This window comes from Streptomyces sp. DSM 40750 (assembly GCF_024612035.1).
In the GTDB taxonomy this organism is placed as follows: Bacteria; Actinomycetota; Actinomycetes; order Streptomycetales; family Streptomycetaceae; genus Streptomyces.
This window is the reverse complement of sequence record NZ_CP102513.1, coordinates 9,168,781-9,185,527: the sequence shown is the minus strand read 5'-3', so window position 1 is coordinate 9,185,527 and position 16,747 is coordinate 9,168,781. Positions and strand designations below refer to the sequence as shown.

Here is a 16,747-nt window from a genome sequence, read left to right as displayed (position 1 = left end):
GGCATTCGACCGCGGGGGCCGGGGCGCGGGGAACTGCGGGCAACCACGCGCGACCCGCACCCGCCGGACGACCGGACCCCCCGGGCTACTGGGCACCGAGGCCCCCACCGATCAGCGGCGCGGCGGCTCCCCGAACAACTCCACCGCCGTACGCACTTCCGCGAGCCCCCTCGACAGCGCACTGACCGAGCCGATGGAACCGGCGATCAGCAGCAGGGAGCGACGCAACCGGGGAACCTCGGGAATCCCGCTGACAGCCATCGCCGCGAGGGCCGCCAGCTCGTCCTCGGCTATGCCCCGGTCGGGGAACTCGGCCGGATGGGCGGCGAGTTCGCGACGCAGCCGGGACACGGCCGAGCGCAACTCCGCCACCCTCAAGTCCTCGTCCATGCCGGTCACCGGCCTCTGCCCCAAGCTCCGCAACACAGCTCTCCCCCCTCGCACACACCCTTGTGCGCAAGTCGTGGCCGCACGCCCTCGCACGGCCCCGCCACCCCGTGCGGCGTGGGTCGGGCGCCGGGGGTGGCGCGGGCCAGTAAACGCCAATCAGTGTGGCGAGCGCCACTCCGGTGACTGAAATTCAGTCCCCGGGCATCACAAAGCCGGCACACGGTCCGTCCGGCTTCACGGGACGCCGACGCCGGGTCGGGTATGCAAGGGGACATGACGCACCACGAGGCCCAGAACGCAGCCCCTGACGCGGTTCACCACGAGGGCGGGGCCGCCGGGCTGCTGCTGGCCGCCGGCGGCGGGCGGCGCCTCGGCGGCCGCCCCAAGGCCCTGCTGACCCACCACGGCCGACCCCTGGTCGAACACGCGGTCGCGGCACTGCGGGCGGGCGGCTGCGCCAGGATCCACGTGGTTCTCGGCGCCGAGGCGGCGGCCGTACGCGCCCGGGCCGAACTCCCCGGCTGCCTATTGGTCGACAATCCGGAGTGGGCGGAGGGCATGGGCTCGTCGCTGCGCGCCGGACTGGAGTCATTGGCCGGAACGGGCGCCGACGCCGCCCTGGTCTCGCTCGTCGACCAGCCGGGCATCGGACCGGAGGCGGTGGCCCGCGTCCTGGCCACGTACGAGTCGAGTGCGCCGCCCGGCCGACCCGGCGGCGCGCTCGTCGCAGCCGCGTACGACGGGCGGCGGGGCCACCCCGTCCTCTTCGGCGCCGACCACTGGGCCGGTATCGCGGCGACTGCCACCGGCGACCAGGGGGCACGCGCCTATCTGAAGGCGCACGACGACACGATCACGCTCGTCGAGTGCGGGGACGTGGCACGGCCGTACGACATCGACACGGAGGCCGATCTGGTCCATCTGGAGTGAGCCGGACGCGGCCGGGACACGTGGTGTGAGCGCGTGGCACCGAGCGCCATCCTGCCTCGACCCACAGAACCTCGACGTCAACAAAACATTGAACTTCCACCATGAGGAAACTAGTATCCACTGTTCAGAAGCGCTCCCTCGATCCAGGGACGCTCACCGCCCTACCCGGGTCGACCGACACCCGGTGCCACGCCCGCTGAAGGAAGTGACAGCTCATGTCCGCACCAGCGCCGTCCCCGCTGGCCATCGTCGACGCCGAGCCCCTGCCCCGCCAGGACGAGGTCCTCACCGACGCCGCCCTCACCTTCGTGGCCGAGTTGCACCGCCGGTTCACGCCCCGGCGTGACGAGCTGCTGGCCCGCCGTGCGGAGCGCCGCGCCGAGATCGCCCGCACCTCCACGCTCGACTTCCTCCCGGAGACCGCCGCGATCCGCGCCGACGACTCCTGGAAGGTGGCACCCTCCCCCGCGGCCCTGGACGACCGCCGCGTCGAGATCACCGGGCCCACCGACCGCAAGATGACGATCAACGCCCTCAACTCCGGCGCGAGGATCTGGCTCGCGGACTTCGAGGACGCCTCCGCGCCGACCTGGGAGAACGTGGTCCTCGGCCAGGTGAACATGGCCGACGCGTACACCCGGAACATCGACTTCACCGACGCGCGCACCGGCAAGGCGTACGCGCTGCGTCCGAACGACGAGCTGGCGACGGTGGTCATGCGCCCGCGCGGCTGGCACCTGAACGAGCGCCACCTCGTCGACGCCGACGGCATCCCCGTCCCCGGCGCGCTCGTCGACTTCGGCCTGTACTTCTTCCACAACGCCCAGCGTCTGCTCGACCTCGGCAAGGGCCCGTACTTCTACCTCCCCAAGACGGAGTCGCACCTGGAGGCCCGCCTCTGGAACGAGGTGTTCGTCTTCGCGCAGGACTACGTCGGCATCCCGCAGGGCACCGTCCGCGCCACCGTGCTCATCGAGACGATCACGGCCGCGTACGAGATGGAGGAGATCCTCTACGAACTCCGCGACCACGCCTCGGGGTTGAACGCGGGCCGCTGGGACTACCTCTTCTCCATCGTGAAGAACTTCCGGGACGGCGGCGCCAAGTTCGTCCTCCCGGACCGCAACGCGGTGACGATGACGGCCCCGTTCATGCGGGCGTACACCGAACTCCTCGTCCGCACCTGCCACAAGCGCGGCGCGCACGCGATCGGCGGCATGGCGGCGTTCATCCCGTCGCGGCGCGACGAGGAGGTCAACAAGGTCGCGTTCGAAAAGGTGAAGGCCGACAAGGACCGCGAGGCGAACGACGGTTTCGACGGCTCCTGGGTCGCCCACCCCGACCTGGTCCCGATCGCGATGGCGTCCTTCGACGCCGTCCTCGGCGACCGGCCCAACCAGAAGGACCGCCTCCGCGAGGACGTCGACGTCAAGGCCGCCGACCTGATCGCCGTCGACTCGCTGGACGCCAGGCCGACGTACCCCGGTCTCGTCAACGCCGTCCAGGTCGGCATCCGTTACATCGAGGCCTGGCTGCGCGGCCTCGGCGCCGTCGCCATCTTCAACCTCATGGAGGACGCGGCCACCGCCGAGATCTCCCGCTCGCAGATCTGGCAGTGGATCAACGCGGGCGTCGAGTTCGAGCACGCGGGAAACACGGTGAAGGCCACGCCGGAGCTGGCCCGCGAGGTCGCCGCGGAGGAGCTCGCGAACATCCGCGCGGAGCTGGGCGAGGAAGCGTTCGCCGCCGGTCACTGGCAGCAGGCCCACGACCTGCTCCTGGAGGTCGCGCTGGACGAGGACTACGCGGACTTCCTGACGCTGCCGGCGTACGAGCAGCTCAAGGGCTGAGGGTCATGGGCTGAGGCTCAAGGGCTGAGGCTCAAGGGCTGAGGCTCACGAAGCAGGCTTGTCCGAGTGGCCCAGGGACTTTCCGGGGGCCACTCGGTCGCGTACGGCCTGCTTCACCGCCGTCGGTTCCGGGAAGCCCTGGTCTCGGCGGTCCCAGACGACCTCGTCGTTGACCCGGACGACGAAGATCCCGCCCTTGCCGGGCTTGAGGGACAGCTCGGTCAGTTCGGTTTCGAAGGTGGTCAGGAGTTCCTGGGCCAGCCAGGCGGCACGCGGCAGCCAGCGGCACTGTGTGCAGTACTCGATCTCGACCCGCTGAACATCTGTCATCCCAGGTGTACCGACCAATCCTGTTCCGCCGCCGGTTTGCCGTGCAGGTCCGGGACCCGCTTGAGCCAGTTCGGACGGCCCTGCTGTGTCCTCGCCGCGCGGAGGGCCTCCTCGGCGGCGAGTTCCTCCCGGGTGGGGAAGTCGGTGGGGAGCCAGGCCGCGGAGGCCCGCACACGGGCGTGGAGGTACTCCACGTACGCCTCACGCGCCTTGTCCGGCGTCTCGAAGTCCGTGAGCCAGGCGTCGGGGACCTCCGCGACGATCCGCCGCAGCAGCTCCTCCGTCACCTTCGGCGCGAGTTCGGCGTCGGCCGCGCGTACGTCGGGGGTGTAGTGGCCGAGGGCGTGGTGACGGAAGTCGTACGCCTTCGCGGGGTCCGAGGCGTCCCAGCGGTGGTGGAAGACGAGGGCCGCGCCGTGGTCGATCAGCCAGAGGCGCGGGGGTGTCGTGCCGAACGTCGGCCAGATCATGAGGTTCGAGCTGTGCACGGTGCGGTCGACGTTGACCGTGAGGGCGTCCAGCCAGATGATCCTTCCCGCCTCCAGCGGGCCGACGCGGAACTCCTTCGCGACCTCCGGTGTGAAGTCCTTCGCGCCCGGCAGGTAGTCCATGCCGAGGTTGAGGCCGGCACTCGCGCCGTGGAGCTCCCGCACCTCCTGGTGGGGCTCCTGGTCGGCGATCGCCGGGTCGAAGTGCGCGAGGACCAGCTCGGGGAACCTCAGGCCGAGCGCCCGCGCCAGCTCCCCCACGATCACCTCGGCGACCAGCGCCTTGCGTCCCTGCGCCGAGCCCGTGAACTTCACGACGTAGGTGCCCAGGTCGTCCGCTTCGACGATCCCCGGGACAGAGCCGCCGGCTCGCAGGGGTGCGACGTAGCGGGTTGCGGTGACTTCCCTCAGCATCTTCTCAGGCCACCTGCCTCATAGACCTTGCAATTCACGGTCGCCCGCTGACGCGTCACCCCGCGGGAATTGCCCGTCATCAGCCCTGGGGAGACTCTGCGGAGTACGGACCGGCATGCAGATCTTCCTGCCTCCCCAACGATCCGTCGATGGCCGTCCGCCCCTTGCCTCCGGCCTCCGGCATGAAGTGAGCATAGTAACCGAGGGTGATCGTCGGCGAGGAGTGCCCGAGCCACCGCGCCACGGTCACCACGGACTCTCCAGCCTCCAGCATGATCGAGGCATAGGTGTGCCGCAGCACGTGGAAGCCGTCCTTCGGCGCTGCCCCCCTCACTGCCAGTCCTTCGCTCCATCGTCGCGCGGCGGGATGACGCCCGCCTTGGCCAAGGCGGGCTTCCAGGAGTAGGTGTTCCACGTGTTCACCGCAATGGCGTTGCCGAATCGCGTGGTGAGCAGCAGGGAGAACCTCTTCCGCTGTCCCTCCGCCTCCGGCTTTCCCAACGGAAGGGTAAAGTACAGCCTCCCCTTGATCGCCTGGACTTGGCGGCGGACGTGAAGCACGCCTCTCGCGTAGTCGATGTCCTCCGGGCTCAATCCGAACACCTTGCCCTGGCGGAGCCCGCAGCCCAGACCGAGTACGACGGCTATCCGGCTTCATGGGCTTATGACGTCGCGAACTCGCAGCGCTATCCCCAACAGCCAAGCTTCGCGGCGCTCCTGCGGCGCCTTGGGCCATCGCACGGACTTGGCGTGCATGGGGTTCCTGGCGAGCCGCTTGTCATCGACGGCCGCCTCCAGAATGGAGGACAGCTCAGACAGGATGCCGCGCCGGTAGTCGACCGAGGAGACGATGGCCTCCAACTTCGCTATGTACGCCCGCAGATCCGCCGCCGTGATGTTCCTGAGCGGGAGTAGGCCCAGATGCGGAGTGATGTGCAGCCGTGCCTTCCGCTCCTGGTTGTCCTGAGTCTTCGGAGCCCCCGCTCTGCCCGCGTCCAGTGCATCGCGATGTAGTCGACCAGCCTGATGGATCCGTCGCGCGGGTCTAGGAACTCGCTTCGCGCCTCGTCCGTGGCTGCTCGGCGAAGCCACGCCTTGGCGTCCTCGATGTAGCCGGCCAGGTGAGCCTCCTTGTCGAGGGGGAATGGCGCTCTACGGCGTCTGGCGCCTCAGGTGATATTTCAGCAGCCGTCCCGGCTGGTCCGTGAACGTCTCCAGCAGCGCGGGGGCGGCCTTGGAGTCGTGCACATCGGCCGTGGTCACGGTCACCTCCAGGAGCAGGCCCTCGGTATCGGTCAGGATGTGACGCTTACGGCCGTCACGTGACTTGCCGCCGTCGTATCCGGGATACGTGCTACCAGCACCCGACGACCGCCGGTGCTGGCGCTGCTGCCGGACGGCTCCTACCTGACCCGGATCGGCGGCCTCCCGCTGCGGGTTCCGCTCGCTCTGCGCGCCCTCTCGTCCGTACCACTGCTCCGCCGTCACCTCTGCCGTGCCGAGGATGATCGAGTTGCGATAGCGGAGACCTAGGACCTCGCGGTACCGGCGAGGGTGCCGGAGGTACCGGAACCGACGCCAGTGCGGGTTCCAGCGGCTCTGCCACAGACGCCTCTGGTAGGCGCGCGCGGTCTGCCCGTCGAGGGTGAGAGCCCGCTGAGTGGTGTCGAGCGCGTCGACGTGCAATCCCATCTTCTCCTGCATCTCGGCCAGTTCGGTCGCAGACAGGGATTCGTCGGATCCAGCTGTACGGCCCTGAACTACCGTTCCGACGCCTCATGATGCCGTCCGGCGCGGCCGAGGTCGGTCGCTTCCTGGTAGGCCTGGTACAGCTCCGGTCTGAGCTCTCTGCCCCACCAGTGACGCCAAGGAGGGAGTCTCCCGGCGCGGGTGACGGGCAGCAGAGTGCTCACGATCCAGATGCTCGCCTTGCCGATCACCTCGTCCCAGTCCCGCCCCCGTACGGTCATGGCGCGTGAGCCGCCGTGGAGGAACGCGGAGACGGTGATCGTCATGCCGTACCGGTCGGGCCCGGCATCCCGGGACTGGCGCACCTTGGGCAGGGCGCTGCCCAGCTTGTGGGGGTCGAGTTCGATGTCGCCGAGCAGCTCCAGGAAGCGAAGCCCTCTGCGGGTGCATGCGCGGGCAGGGTGGGTGGGGCGATCGGCTGCCCGCGCGGAGCACCAAGGCCGGCGTGGGGTCTGGCCGGGCGGGCCGATCAGTCAGTCAGTCGTTCTCGCCGTCTCGGCCTCGATGAAATCGGCCAGTCTTCTGACGCCGGAGCGGATGCGGTCCGGTGTCAGGAGGCTGAAGGACAGGCGCAGGGTGTTCTCTCCGCCGCCGTTCGGGTGGAAGTACGACATGGGGGTCCAGATGACGCCGAAGTCCTCGGCGGAGCGTGCGAGAGCCTGTTCGTCTGCCGGGAACGGGACGTGGACTGCGAGGAAGAAGCCGCCGGTCGGAGCATTCCAGTGGACGCGGTGAGCATTCCGGCGGTCGGCGGGGAAGTGTTCTTCCAGACTGGTGAGCAGAGTTTTCAGCGAGTGGCCGTAGTGCCGGGCCGCGGGTTCGTTGGACTTGGACAGCTCGCCGTCGGCTGCGAGCAGCATGCCCGCGACGACCGCCTGGCTCAGCGACGAGGTGTTCACGGTCACCATGCTCTTCACCTTGGCGAGTTCGTCGGCCAGCAGCGTGGTGGAGCCGTCGGTGTCGACGACGATCTGGTCCGCCACCGCGAAGCCGACCCGGGCGCCGGGGAACGCGGTCTTCGAGTACGAGCCCAGGTGCACGACCCGGCGGTCTCGGTCGAGGGCCTTCAGCGTGGGGACCCGCTCGCCCGGGCTCACTCCGCGATACGGACTGTCCTCCAGTACGAGGAAGTCGAGACGCGAGGCCAGGTCGAGCAGCTCACGCCGGGTCGGCGCGTCGATCGTCTTCCCTGACGGGTTCGAGTGGTCGGGGACCACGTACAGGGCCTTCGGCCGTCTGCCTCGCGCGCGTTCGGCGTGGACGGCGGCTTCGACGGCGGCGCAGGACAGGCCGGTGACCGGGCTCTCCTCGACCCCTGTCACCAGGATGTCCAGCAGCCGGGCGGCTCCGGTGATGCCCACGTAGGCCGGCGTCGAGACGAGCAGAACGTCGTCCCGGCCACGGAACAGTGCCCGCAGCGTGATGAGCATGGCCTCCTGACAGCCGACGGTGACGACGACGGCTTCGGGAGGGACGTCGATGCCTTCGTCGGCGCGGAGCGAGTCGGCCACGACGTCGCGGATCTGGCCCGCCGCGGCGCCGTATTGATACAGGAACGTGCGGATGTCCTCGGGTGACTTCCCCTGGCGGCTCAGGTGGTCCAGGTAGCGGTCGAGATGCTCGTGGATTTCCTGGACGGAGAAGAACCCTTCGAAGGGGCGGCCGGGCGCGAACGACACCGCGTCGGGGTATCGCGCCGTGATCTCGTTGAGGAAGGTCATCGTGTCCAGCACGGGGTCGGCCAGGCTGGCGTGCAGGTCCTCCTTGCGCATCCGGCCGTCTTCGGGGGGCGTGGGTGCGCTGATGCCGCGGGGCGGGGGCTGTCGGCGCGTGGTGACGGGGCGGGGCGGGGCGAGCAGCCCCGGGTCGAGGTCTGCCACGGAACCTGCCCCGGCCAGCGCCATGGCGTCACGGAACTCTTCGCGGACGGTCTGCAGGACGTGCCGCACGCCCGCTTCGCCGTCGACGGCCAGGCCGTAGAGCACCGGGCGTCCCATGAGCACGGCGTCGGCGCCGGAGGCGAGGGCGGCCAGGACGTCGGTGGCGCGTCGCACGCCGCCGTCGAGGAGCAGCGTGCAGCGCCCGGCCACGGCGTCCGCGATCGGGGGCAGTGCCTCGATCGCGGCGGGGACGCCGTCCAATTGCCGGCCGCCGTGGTTGGAGACCACGATTCCGTCGGCGCCGGATTCGAGGGCGCGGATGGCGTCGCCGGGTGCCAGCAGCCCCTTGATGAGGACGGGGAGTCGGCTGATCGAGCGGAGCCAGTCGACGATCGACCAGTCCATGGCCGGGTCGAATTCCGTCGAGGCGTGAGAGCCGGGCGAGGAGTAGTCCGCCTCCGGCAGATTCGCCGGAACGATGCCCGGCGGAAGCCGGAATCCGTTGCGTAGATCGCGCCGGCGCCGGCCGAGCCTCGGCGCGTCGGCGGTCAGCATCAGTGCCTCGAATCCGGCTTCCTCGGCGCGGGCCACCAGCTCGCGGGTCACGGTCCGGTCGCGGAAGCAGTAGGTCTGCAGCCAGAGCGGTGCCCGGGCCTGCGAGGCCAGCTCCTCGAACGTCCGCCCGGCGAAGGTGCTGACCACCACGGGTACGCCGACGTCGCCCGCTGCGCGCACGGTGGCTAGCTCGCCTTCCGGGTCGGCGATGGTGTGGTAGGCCATGGGTGCCACGCCAACTGGGGCGCTCCATGCCGTGCCGAGCACCTTTGTCGCCGGATCGGGCGCCGGCGCCCCGGTCAGCAGCCGCGGCAGCAGGCGGACGTCGTCGAATGCCTCGGTGTTGGCCGCGAGCGTCCGCTCCTCCCCCGCCCCGCCGACGATCCAGTCCCATACGTCCGGGGCCAGACGTGCGCGGGCCAGCCGCTCGTAGTCGGCGAGCGTGAGTACGGACCGTTCCGGCGCCTTCCCGGTCATGCCCCGCTCACCCGTTCGCGCTCGACCGACTCGTACAGCGCCTTGATGTTGCCGGCCCCGAAGCCCTGCGCTCCACGCCGCTGGATGAGTTCGAAGAACGTCGTGTTCCGCTCGTAGGGGGATTCGGTGAACAGCTGGAGCAGGTAGCCCCATTCGTCGCGGTCGGCCAGGACGTTGGTGTCGCGCAGGTCGTCGATGGTCTCCTGCAGATGGCCCACCCGCTCGGTCAGCGCCTGGTAATAGGCGTCGGGTGTGTTCAGGAATCTGACACCTCGTTCACGGAAGCCGCGGACCGCGCCGACGATGTCGTCGACGAGGAACGCCGGGTGCTGGACGCCGGCGCCGGCGTTGCGGCTCAGGAACCCGTCGACCTGGCCTGTCTGGCGGGTCGCGTCAGGCTCGATGATCGTGAAAGTCACCTTGCCGGAGCCGCTGCGCACCACGATCGAGTCCATCGCCTGTGCGCCGACCTCCACGTATTCGCTGCTGTATTGCTTGAGGTCGAACGCGTCCTCGTAGAAGTGCACGGTGTCATGCAGCGTCCCGTGCGGGACCAGGACCGCGAGGTGGTCCAGCTCACGGATGAATCCCTCGGTCGCCGGGCCCGGTCGGGCCGCCGATGCGACCCAGGCGCGGTCGTCCGGGTACCCGGTGTTCGCGTCCGTGTCCGGGCTCCGCTGCACCAGGGTGTGCCGCACGTCGCCGAATCCGGAGAGTGTCGCCGGTCCGAGCCGGCGAGCGCCGGCAGCCTCGGCCCGTGCCATGGCGGCCGGTATGTCGGTGCAGTAGAACGCGACATCGGAGACGCCGTCGCCGTGTGCTGCCAGATAGGTCTCCGTGGCGGGGCCCGAGGTGACGATGATCCGGACGTCGCCCTGTCGCAGCAGCGTCGACGACCGGTGCGGCTCCTCACAGGAGGCCGCCTCGGTGAAGCCGAACGACCGGGTGAAGTAGTCCACCACCGATCCGTGGTCGGTCGCGGAGAACTCCAGGTAGGCGATGTCGTGCAAGGTGGTTCATCCTTTCGGAGCCGGTGTTCCCGGCGCTCGGCGGACCATTTCCGGAAGAGACATCGGCCTCGATCGCATCAACTGTCGCCGCGTTCGCGCCAGATCGTCGGACAGAATTCCGGATCGGCGTAGTCGGGACGGCCGTCTGCGGTGCGTCTGACGAGGACGTCGTGGTTGTACTCCGCAGTCGATCCGTCGACGAGGCGCCATTCCCGGTACTCATTGGCGCTGTCCTGCAGGTGCAGGGAGATGGCGCGTCGCGGCTGCGAGGAGCGATTCGTTCCGCTGCCGTGGTAGACGCGACAGTGATGGAAGCTCATATGGCCTTGGGGAATTTCTACCGGGACCTTCTTGACCGTCGCGCCGTTGTGCTCGGCAGTTGCCTGCAGTGCCGCATCGGCTTCCTGGCGGATCTCGGCGAAGTGCCTGGCGGTGACGGCGCTCCGATCCAGTTCCTTCCATCGGTGCGAACCGTCGATCATCTCGATCGTGCCCATTTCCATGTTGCAGTCGTGGAGCGGCACGAACGCCGTGAGCATGTTGTCACTGGTCGATGTCGCCCAATAGTCGCGGTCGAAGTGCCAAGGAACCACGTTGCTCGTCTCTCCCCGGCGCGGAGGCTTGTAGATGAGCGTCGCCTGGAAGACGCGGATGGCGTCGGTCTCAGCCAGTCGCGCCGCCACCGCGCCGATCAGCGGTTTACGGAGGATGGCTCCGATGGTGTCGTCCTCGTAGTGGATGTAGTCGTTGTGGCGCTGGATGTCGCCCATTTCCGGCACCCAGTAGGAAAGACGCTTCGGTCGTCGTGGCAGGTGTCGGTCGCGGTGTCCGGCATAGAATCGCTCGCTCGCTTCGAGGAGCGTATCGATTTCATCATCGGTGAACACTTTCGGAGAGAGCCACCAACCGTGCTCGGCGTAGAAAGCGATGTCCGACGCGTCAGGCAACAAGGCGCGGTCTTCGTCTGTCAGATCGAAGGACTGGTCGTCCAAGGGGACTTACTCCTCCTCGTGGGGGGACTGGGCTTCGTACAGGTCGGCGACCGCGCGGTCGCTAACGGCCGCCCATCGTGCGGACACCTCACGATGAGCGGGGTGATCCAGGTAGCTCGCCAGCGCGTCCTCGTCCGAGAACAGGGCGACGAGCGCGTAGTCGTGGGCATCGGCCCGTTGCGTCACATTCCTCCCGAACCGCATCTCCTTGATGGCCGGGATGGCGTCCTGGAGGCGATTCGTGTCCCGTTCGAGCTCCTGAAGTGGCGGTTCGTCCGGGCTGTACGGCGGCCGCAGTTTGAGAAGGACGATATGCTGGATCATGTGCCGGTACCTCCGTCAGAACTGCCGATCGGCATACTGGGATTCGGCTGTCGACGTGAGCAGCCGCCACAGTGCTTTCACGTCCGCCGGCGTCGTACGAACATTTCCGACGGCGACGCGGATCACATAACCGTCTTTCAGAACCGAGTGAGAGACGAATGCCTGACCGCTCTTGTTGACGGCGCCGACGATCGCCGCATTCAGCCTGTCGCGTTCATCCCGGGGCAGCAGTCTGCCGTTTCGCTTCGGTGTATAGCGCAGGCAAACGAGAGGGTATGGCGTCGCGCCGACGACGGTCCAGTCCTCGTGCCCGGTCGCGTTCTCTCGCAGTTCGTCGGCCATCTCGAGGGATCGTTCCAGGTGGGATGTCAACCCGTTACGCCCGAAGGAGCGGAGCACCCACCATGCCTTCAACGCACGGAACCCGCGGCCCAGTTGTGGTGAAAGGTCCATGTAGTCGAATGCGGCAGGCTGCTCGGACGTAAGGTAGTCCGGCACTATGCGAAACGATTCTGCGAGTGCCCCTTTACGGCGGCAGAACAGGGCGGTCGAGTCCAAGGGGACGAGGAGCGTCTTCTGCGGGTTCACGACCAGCGAGTCACCGAGACGGACGTCTTCGACGCGATCACGCAATGTGGGACAGGCACGATAGAAGCCCCCGTAGGCGGCATCGACATGGAGCCAGACTCCGTAGCGTTCGGTGATGCGCGCGATCGCCGTGAGATCGTCGGCGGCACCTGTCGATGTCGTGCCCACGGTAGCCACGACGGCCACCGGCTTTGCCCCTGCGGCCAGATCCTGCCGCAGTGCGGCCTCCAGTTCTTCGGGCCGCATACGATAATTCTCATCCGATTCGATGCGCACCAGATTGCGCGAACCGAATCCAAGCGCGATCACCGATTTCTCGACCGAACTGTGTGCCTGGTCGCTGGCGTAGACCCGCAGCCTGCCGGCGGCGGCGAGGCCGTCCTCGCGAACGCCCGGACCCAGCGCGGCGTCTCGTGCGGCACCCAGAGCGAACATCGTCGCCAACGACGCCCCGCCCAGCAGTAAGCCGTCCGCGTCGGTGTCGTACCCGGCGAGATCGGCCAGCCAGCGCAGCACGACGGTCTCCACCGCGGAGCCGGCGGGGCTCGTCTTCCACAGCATGGTGTTGACGTTCAGTGCGGCCGTGACGGTCTCGGCCAGTACGCCCGGGAAGCTGGCGCAGGTGGGGAAATATCCGAAGAAGGACGGGTGATTCCACTGCACCAGGTTCGGCACGACCTTCTGGCGCGTCTCCGCGAGAATCGTCTTGAATTCTTCACCTTCGTCCGGCATCGGACCGTCGAACTCTTCGAGCAACAGCTGGGTGTCATAGGGTCGACTGACGGGCACCTGCCGAATCTGCTCGAAATGTTCGCGTATCGCAGCCAGGACCTCGGCGCCGTGGTCCTCGAACTCGCCCGGTGACCAGTCATGCATGGTGTCAGCCATGGGATGCATCGCCGTGCTGGTCGACGCCTGCCTCCACATCTACCGGTAGTTCCGTGAAGTAGATGATCTGGCGCGGCCGCTCACAGAACCGCTCGTAGAAGTCCGTAAGGAGTTCCTCTTCCTTCTTGATGAAAACCTCATGCGCCTCCCGGGAGCGCCATGTGTACATCATCCAGACTTCCGCAGGCCGGCTCTGCAGCTGATAGAAGCGCCCGTGTTCGCACCATCCCGGGTCATCATGCGCGTTGGGGCCCACGATGTCGTCCATTTCCTGCATCAGCTCGAGAGCCTGCTCGGAGAATTCGGGTTTCAACAGCCAGTTCTCAATGACCGTGACCATGCGAAGCAACCATCCTCAGTCGACTTGGATAGCGATGAGACGTCAGAACGGACGTATTCAGGTTTCCACCCGTGGAGCCTGCTGCCGGAAGATTTCGGCGTGGGGAGCGATGGCCAGTGCGAATTCGGTGAAAGGCGAACACATCCCCAGGGCAAGCGCCGAACGCAAGCGTCGATATAGGTCCGATCACGAAACGACATGCGGTCATAAAGTTACAGTCCGAAGAGTGGTCTGAGCAAGGCTCTGTCAAACTCGACGACGAGGCAGGCTCCAGGTCCCGGCCGAGACCGAGAACCACTGGACCGAGGAACACGCCTCCCTTCGCCCATTTCGCGAAGTATCTGTAGACGTTTCCCACGGCGGGAAGTCGCGGGGAAGGCAGCGAAGTCCAGGGACCCTGCCGCGGCACCCAGCGGGGCCGGCACCGGACCCAGACCATCCGGCTCGTCCGGCAATGCGCCCCGTTCCACGCCAATGAGCCCAACTGCTGTAAACAGCCCGCCACTTCAACGACAACCATGAGCCCTTGACTGACACAGGGCACCATGGAAAGGTCCCGCCGGGGAGGACTACGACTGTGTCCACAGCTCATCGCAACGAACGATTCCGTTTCTCGCCGGAGATCCTCGCCGAAGTCCGGGCAGCGTCGCGTCCGGACAACTGGCATGGGCCGCTCGAAGTGATCGAGCACTGGTTCTGGATCGCAGCATGGTGCGCGGCATCGGTACTGGCCTTCCGTCACTTCCCCCTGTGGGCGGCCGTACCGGTCTACATCGTCGCCGTCTTCTTCATCGGCGGCCGTCAGCGGGCCGTCGCCGGGGTGTTGCACATGTCCGTCCACCGCGCGTTCATGGCACACCACCGCACCGGCGACATCATCGGGGCGTTGTTCGGCGGATACCCGGTACTCCAGAGCTTCACCGGCTATCGGGCCTCGCACCTCGGCGATCACCACGGCCGGCTAGGGGATCCGGAGCTCGATCCCGACTACCGGCAGTACCGGGACAACGGACTGTGTGGCGACGATCTCGGTCGTGCGTCGCTCCGCCGGTATCTGCGGACGGTCGTGGGCCCCCGTGCCACCGCCTCGTACGTGCTCTACCTGCTGCGGCACCGGATCGTGACCAAGGACGAGCGCCCGGCCGAGCGATGGATGCGGGTGACGTTGCTGGCCGGGGTGCTGGTGTGGGCGGTGATCGGCGGCTGGTGGCCCTGGCTTCTGGCGCTCTGGTTCGTGCCTCTGGTCACGACGCAGGTCTGGATCGGCGCCGTGGCCGAGCTCATGGAGCACTTCCCGCTGATCGAGACCGCACCGCGCGTGGACATCTACCTGACCTGGAACCGTGTGTACGGCCTCGTGTCCCGCTTCCTGCTCGGGGAGGCGGACGGGGAGGGCTTCCACCTGGTTCACCACCTGTTCCCGCGGACGCCCATGTGGCGGATGCGCCAGGTAGACGCGATTCTGCGCCGTGATCCGGTGTACGCGGCGCTGCCCCGGTTGAACGGGGTGCTGGGCGGGATGAGACAGATCTACGAGCTGCTGCCCGCCGACACTCCCGCGAGGGCCCAGGCACTCCCGACAGCCTCCGCATCGAGCCCCGCCGGAACCAAGGACGCAGGAGGCCACGCGCAGTGATTCCGCAGAGCTGCAAGATCGAGCACTTCTTCGGGCAGTGGGAGTCCGCCGTCGACTACGTGGCCTGCGCCTCGGACGTCGACAGCTACCGCATGCGCGAACTGCTGGACCTCGCCGACCCCGAGGCCCTGGCCCTGTGGGAAGGACTGGAGCTCGGCTACACCGACCCCCTCGGGCACCCCCTGCTGCGCGAGGCGATCGCCGATCAATACACCAGGACCGAGGCCGACCACGTCACCGTCTGCGGCGGCGGCGCCGTGGAAGCACTGTTCCTCGTCACCAACGCCCTTCTGGGCCCCGGCGATCACGCCGTCGTCATCTGGCCGGCGTTCGAGGGGCTGCACCGTGTGATCCCCGCTCTCGGCGCCGACTTCACCACGGTCCGGCTGGACGCCGACCGCGGCTGGCGCCTGGACCTCGACGCTGTCAGGGCCGCGCTCCGGCCGACCACCCGCGCGTTGTTCATCAACTTCCCCCACAACCCGACGGGCGCCCTGCCCAGCCGCAGCGACTTCGAGGCCCTGATCGCCCTGGCCACCGAAGCCGGCGTCACCGTCGTCTCCGACGAGGTCTACCGCTACCTGGAATTCGAACCCGGCACCACCCTGCCCGCGGCCAGCGACCTGAGCGAAAGTGCCGTCAGCATCGGGGTGTTGTCCAAGGCGTACGCCCTGGCGGGACTGCGCGTCGGCTGGATGGCCACCCGCGACAAAGCCCTGACACAGGCGGCCCGGGGCATCAAGGACTACACCACGGTCTGCGCCTCGGCGCCGTCGGAGATCCTGGCTCTCATCGCCCTGCGGGCACGAGACCACCTGGTCACCCGCAGCAGGCGGATCATCCTCGACAACCTCGCGCTCGTCGATACGTTCATCCGGCAGCACTCCGACGCGCTCGCCTGGGAACCGCCACGCGCCACCCCCATGGGGTTCCCTCGGCTGCTGCTGCCCGTCCCGGTCGAGGACTTCGTCAGGGACCTCGCTCTCGAACAGAGCGTCCTGCTGCTCCCGGACAGCGTCTTCGACCTCGACGACAACCGCTTCCGCATCGGCCTGGGCCGCACCATGCTCCCCGAAGCCCTGGACCGGCTGGACGACCACCTGGCCCGGCGGTTCCGGTCATAGCCGGGCTCGGGCCATGTCCTTGCTGATGGTGTCCAGGACGTCCTGACGCGCGCTGTTCACGAAGAAGTGCCCTCCGGGGAATCCGGACATGGTGATCGTGCCTGACACCACCTCGGCCCACCCCTCCCGCGCCTGCTCCGGGTCGAACGCTTCCTCGGTGCCGTAGTAGAGGCGGACCGGCCGGCCCAGCGGCCGGGCCGCCGGGTCGATGCGATAGCTCGCCTTGGCCCGGAGATCGGCCCGGAACGCCGGCAGCACCAGGCCCATCAGTTCTCTGCTCTCCACCATCTCGCTGGGGACCGCGCTGTGCGCGGCCAGTCCGGCGAGCAGCACATCGTCGCTGAGGTCCTGCGGCTTGGGAGCGGAGACGATCGTCCGCGGTGCGTCGCAGCCGGAGATGATCACGAGTGCCGGCCCGTGTCCCCGGGTCTCGAGGTTTCTCGCGACCTCGAAGGCCAGCAAGCCGCCGAAGCTGTGGCCGAACAACGTGTTCTGGGCGCCGAGGAACGGCTCGATCGCCCCGACGAGTTCGTCGAGCAGGGCGGAGAAGTCGTTCTGGGCCGGCTCCGCGAAGCGGCTCTCCCGGCCGGCGAGGCGGGCCGCGACGACGTCGGCGTCAGGGATCCGCCCGGCCCAGTCCCGGAAGTGGCTTTCGCCTCCCCCGGCGAAGGGGAAGCAGATGAGGCGGCGCTGGTGCCTGAGTGGGCGGCGGAACGTGGTGAACATGGAGAAGCCTTCTGCCGGTGGGAGTACGGCGGTTCGGCACCCCGTTCGGCCGAACG

Annotated in this window: 19 protein-coding genes and 1 pseudogene; 4 read left to right on the top strand and 16 right to left on the bottom strand. The window is 68.1% G+C overall.

What is annotated here, in order from left to right; translation table 11 throughout:
- Window positions 1–111 precede the first annotated feature (111 nt).
- Window positions 112–399 (bottom strand): DUF5955 family protein, encoded by a 288-nt coding sequence (locus JIX55_RS40260; protein ID WP_257569636.1) that lies wholly within the window; start codon window positions 397–399, stop codon window positions 112–114.
- A gap of 264 nt (window positions 400–663) precedes the next feature.
- Between JIX55_RS40260 and JIX55_RS40255 the strand changes: the two genes are divergently transcribed.
- On the top strand, window positions 664–1,320 hold the full coding sequence (locus JIX55_RS40255; protein WP_257568141.1) for a nucleotidyltransferase family protein: 657 nt from the start codon (window positions 664–666) through the stop codon (window positions 1,318–1,320).
- 215 nt (window positions 1,321–1,535) lie between these two features.
- Window positions 1,536–3,170 carry a malate synthase A gene (aceB, locus tag JIX55_RS40250; protein ID WP_257568140.1) on the top strand — a complete coding sequence of 545 codons (1,635 nt, stop codon included), beginning with the start codon at window positions 1,536–1,538 and terminating at the stop codon, window positions 3,168–3,170.
- Window positions 3,171–3,215: 45 nt separating this feature from the next.
- On the opposite strand, the gene JIX55_RS40245 is transcribed toward aceB, so the two are convergent.
- From JIX55_RS40245 to JIX55_RS40180, 14 genes and pseudogenes are all read right to left on the bottom strand, one after another.
- Window positions 3,216–3,500, bottom strand: coding sequence for a SelT/SelW/SelH family protein (locus JIX55_RS40245; RefSeq protein ID WP_257568139.1), 285 nt, complete (start codon window positions 3,498–3,500; stop codon window positions 3,216–3,218).
- Window positions 3,497–4,402: a HipA family kinase gene (locus JIX55_RS40240; protein WP_257568138.1), complete on the bottom strand. Its 906-nt coding sequence runs from the start codon at window positions 4,400–4,402 to the stop codon at window positions 3,497–3,499. The genes JIX55_RS40245 and JIX55_RS40240 overlap by 4 nt, the downstream gene beginning before the upstream one ends.
- A 79-nt stretch (window positions 4,403–4,481) precedes the next feature.
- Entirely contained in the window at window positions 4,482–4,736 is a 255-nt protein-coding gene (locus tag JIX55_RS40235; protein WP_257568137.1) for a tyrosine-type recombinase/integrase, read from the bottom strand.
- Window positions 4,733–4,996, bottom strand: a complete 264-nt coding sequence (locus JIX55_RS40230) for a hypothetical protein (RefSeq protein ID WP_257568136.1) — start codon at window positions 4,994–4,996, stop codon at window positions 4,733–4,735. The genes JIX55_RS40235 and JIX55_RS40230 overlap by 4 nt, the downstream gene beginning before the upstream one ends.
- Window positions 4,997–5,056: 60 nt before the next feature.
- Window positions 5,057–5,263, bottom strand: a complete 207-nt coding sequence (locus tag JIX55_RS40225) for a hypothetical protein (protein ID WP_257569744.1) — start codon at window positions 5,261–5,263, stop codon at window positions 5,057–5,059.
- A 51-nt stretch (window positions 5,264–5,314) separates the two neighbouring features.
- A pseudogene (locus JIX55_RS40220) lies at window positions 5,315–5,494 on the bottom strand (hypothetical protein); the annotation flags it as partial.
- 60 nt (window positions 5,495–5,554) lie between these two features.
- Window positions 5,555–6,094 (bottom strand): transposase, encoded by a 540-nt coding sequence (locus tag JIX55_RS51635; protein WP_443046642.1) that lies wholly within the window; start codon window positions 6,092–6,094, stop codon window positions 5,555–5,557.
- A 68-nt stretch (window positions 6,095–6,162) separates the two neighbouring features.
- On the bottom strand, window positions 6,163–6,456 hold the full coding sequence (locus tag JIX55_RS40210) for a hypothetical protein (RefSeq protein WP_257568135.1): 294 nt from the start codon (window positions 6,454–6,456) through the stop codon (window positions 6,163–6,165).
- Window positions 6,457–6,624: 168 nt separating this feature from the next.
- Window positions 6,625–9,063: an aminotransferase class I/II-fold pyridoxal phosphate-dependent enzyme gene (locus JIX55_RS40205; protein WP_257568134.1), complete on the bottom strand. Its 2,439-nt coding sequence runs from the start codon at window positions 9,061–9,063 to the stop codon at window positions 6,625–6,627.
- Window positions 9,060–10,073 (bottom strand): 4-hydroxyphenylpyruvate dioxygenase, encoded by a 1,014-nt coding sequence (gene hppD, locus JIX55_RS40200; RefSeq protein ID WP_257568133.1) that lies wholly within the window; start codon window positions 10,071–10,073, stop codon window positions 9,060–9,062. The genes JIX55_RS40205 and hppD overlap by 4 nt, the downstream gene beginning before the upstream one ends.
- Window positions 10,074–10,150: 77 nt before the next feature.
- Complete coding sequence (locus JIX55_RS40195; protein WP_257568132.1) at window positions 10,151–11,065, bottom strand: phytanoyl-CoA dioxygenase family protein; 915 nt, start codon at window positions 11,063–11,065, stop codon at window positions 10,151–10,153.
- A gap of 6 nt (window positions 11,066–11,071) precedes the next feature.
- On the bottom strand, window positions 11,072–11,389 hold the full coding sequence (locus JIX55_RS40190) for a Dabb family protein (protein WP_257568131.1): 318 nt from the start codon (window positions 11,387–11,389) through the stop codon (window positions 11,072–11,074).
- A gap of 15 nt (window positions 11,390–11,404) precedes the next feature.
- Window positions 11,405–12,865: a pyridoxal phosphate-dependent decarboxylase family protein gene (locus JIX55_RS40185; protein ID WP_257568130.1), complete on the bottom strand. Its 1,461-nt coding sequence runs from the start codon at window positions 12,863–12,865 to the stop codon at window positions 11,405–11,407.
- The gene (locus JIX55_RS40180) at window positions 12,858–13,205 is read right to left on the bottom strand and encodes a hypothetical protein (RefSeq protein WP_257568129.1); all 348 of its coding nucleotides are present in this window, start codon (window positions 13,203–13,205) and stop codon (window positions 12,858–12,860) included. Before JIX55_RS40180 ends, JIX55_RS40185 begins: the two co-directional genes overlap by 8 nt.
- A gap of 577 nt (window positions 13,206–13,782) precedes the next feature.
- Between JIX55_RS40180 and JIX55_RS40175 the strand changes: the two genes are divergently transcribed.
- The gene (locus JIX55_RS40175; RefSeq protein WP_257568128.1) at window positions 13,783–14,841 is read left to right on the top strand and encodes a fatty acid desaturase; all 1,059 of its coding nucleotides are present in this window, start codon (window positions 13,783–13,785) and stop codon (window positions 14,839–14,841) included.
- Window positions 14,838–15,965 carry an aminotransferase class I/II-fold pyridoxal phosphate-dependent enzyme gene (locus JIX55_RS40170; RefSeq protein ID WP_257568127.1) on the top strand — a complete coding sequence of 376 codons (1,128 nt, stop codon included), beginning with the start codon at window positions 14,838–14,840 and terminating at the stop codon, window positions 15,963–15,965. The genes JIX55_RS40175 and JIX55_RS40170 overlap by 4 nt, the downstream gene beginning before the upstream one ends.
- Here JIX55_RS40170 and JIX55_RS40165 read toward each other — a convergent pair.
- On the bottom strand, window positions 15,960–16,691 hold the full coding sequence (locus tag JIX55_RS40165; RefSeq protein ID WP_257568126.1) for a thioesterase II family protein: 732 nt from the start codon (window positions 16,689–16,691) through the stop codon (window positions 15,960–15,962). The genes JIX55_RS40170 and JIX55_RS40165 overlap by 6 nt on opposite strands.
- Window positions 16,692–16,747 lie beyond the last annotated feature (56 nt).